Annotated in this window: 1 rRNA gene; it reads right to left on the bottom strand. The window is 51.7% G+C overall.

Annotation, left to right across the window (positions count from 1 at the left end):
* Positions 1 to 1,888 (bottom strand): 23S ribosomal RNA (locus MHK00_RS11785); the annotation flags it as partial.
* Positions 1,889 to 2,207: the final 319 nt, after the last annotated feature.

Genomic DNA, 2,207 nt, shown 5'->3' with positions numbered 1-2,207 from the left:
GGCCCCCCTTCTCCCGAAGTTACGGGGGCATTTTGCCGAATTCCTTAACCACAGTTCACCCGAACGCCTTAGTATTTTCAACCTGACTACCTGTGTCGGTTTAGGGTACGGGCCATACACACACATCGCTAGAGGCTTTTCTCGACAGTACAGGATCACCACCATCAACCCCATTGGGTCTACGCATCACGTCTCAACCATATGTGTGGCGGATTTACCTACCACACGATCTACACGCTTACACCACCAATCCAATAAGTGGCGTGGCTACCTCACTGCGTCACCCCATCACTTGAACCACACATCAGGCCCCACGACATCAACACCACCAATCTTCAAAGAAGACTAGCAGTGCATCCGCGGTGGTTAGTATCAGTGCTTTATCATGGGCGCGCATGTACGGGTACCAGAATATCAACTGGTTATCCATCGACTACGCCTGTCGGCCTCGCCTTAGGTCCCGACTCACCCTGGGAAGACGAACTTGACCCAGGAACCCTTAGTCATCCGGCGGATAGGATTCTCACCTATCAATTCGTTACTCATGCCTGCATTCTCACTCGCACACAGTCCACGCCTCCTTACGGTAACGCTTCCACCCATGCACGACGCTCCCCTACCCAAACAAAATGTTTGCCGCGGCTTCGGCGGTGTACTTGAGCCCCACTACATTGTCGGCGCAGAACCACTCGACCAGTGAGCTATTACGCACTCTTTCAAGGATGGCTGCTTCTAAGCCAACCTCCTGGCTGTCTTCGCGATCCCACATCCTTTTCCACTTAGTACACCCTTAGGGGCCTTAACCGGCGATCTGGGCTGTTTCCCTCTCGACTATGAAGCTTATCCCCCACAGTCTCACTGCCGTACAACACAATTAGTGGCATTCGGAGTTTGGCTGACATTGCTAAGATTGTAGTCCCGCTCAACCAACCAGTCGCTCTACCTCCACCAAGCTATAATACGACGCTGCACCTAAATGCATTTCGGGGAGAACCAGCTATCACGGAGTTTGATTGGCCTTTCACCCCTACCCACAGCTCATCCCCGCAGTTTTCAACCTACGTGGGTTCGCGCCTCCACAACCTCTTACAGCTGCTTCACACTGGCCATGGGTAGATCACCCCGCTTCGGGTCCAGGACATGCCACTATACACCCCATTAGGATTCGGTTTCCCTACGGCTACCCCACACGGGTTAACCTCGCGACATGCCGCTGACTCGCAGGCTCATTCTTCAAAAGGCACGCCATCACACACACACACGGTGCTCTGACGGATTGTAAGCACATGGTTTCAGGAACTATTTCACTCCCCTCCCGGGGTACTTTTCACCATTCCCTCACGGTACTCATACACTATCGGTCACACTGAGTATTTAGGCTTACCGGGTGGTCCCGGCAGATTCACAGCAGATTCCACGAGCCCGCTGCTACTCGGGCAACCCAACAACCCACATGCCATTGTCTTCAACTACAGGACTCTCACCTTCTCCGGCAGGCCATTCCAAACCACTTCACCTAACAACAACACACGAGCACGATGATGGTAGTCACCGCCAATTGGGGCCCACAACACCGCACACACAACCCCTACCAGGTATCACATGCACACGGTTTAGCCTCATCCACGTTCGTTCGCCACTACTAGCAGAATCATTATTATTTTCTCCTCCTACGGGTACTGAGATGTTTCACTTCCCCGCGTAAACCCCCACAACAGCTATGAATTCACTGAAGGGTAACCCCACATAACCAGGGCCAGGTTTCCCCATTCGGACATCCTCGGATCAACGCTCAATTGACAACTCCCCGAGGCTTAACGCAGCCTTTCACGTCCTTCATCGGCTCAGCATGCCAAGGCATCCACCATGCGCCCTTAATAACGAACACACAAACCACCACACAACAAAAAATCATGCAGTGGCCACACAAGTGAACTTGACAAAAAATTGATTAAAGAAAAAAGAAATCACACAAACACACACAAACAAACCACAAAAGCAATCCATCCGTGCGTGTTTAATGCTCGCGTCCACTATACAGTTCTCACACAACACCCCAACCACACCCAGCCAACACACACAGTGTCAACAAGAATAATGGTCAGGCACACAAAAAAGGGGATAATGCCCCAGACACCCAACAATGCACCAACATACAAACAACAATTACTTTTCACTGTGCACGGACAACGTGTGTCACAAAGCGC

This window comes from Corynebacterium tuberculostearicum, from assembly GCF_022347385.1.
Lineage (GTDB): Bacteria > Actinomycetota > Actinomycetes > Mycobacteriales > Mycobacteriaceae > Corynebacterium > Corynebacterium tuberculostearicum_M.
Note: the sequence above shows the minus strand (reverse complement) of the source record. Positions and strands in the feature narration are given on the sequence as shown.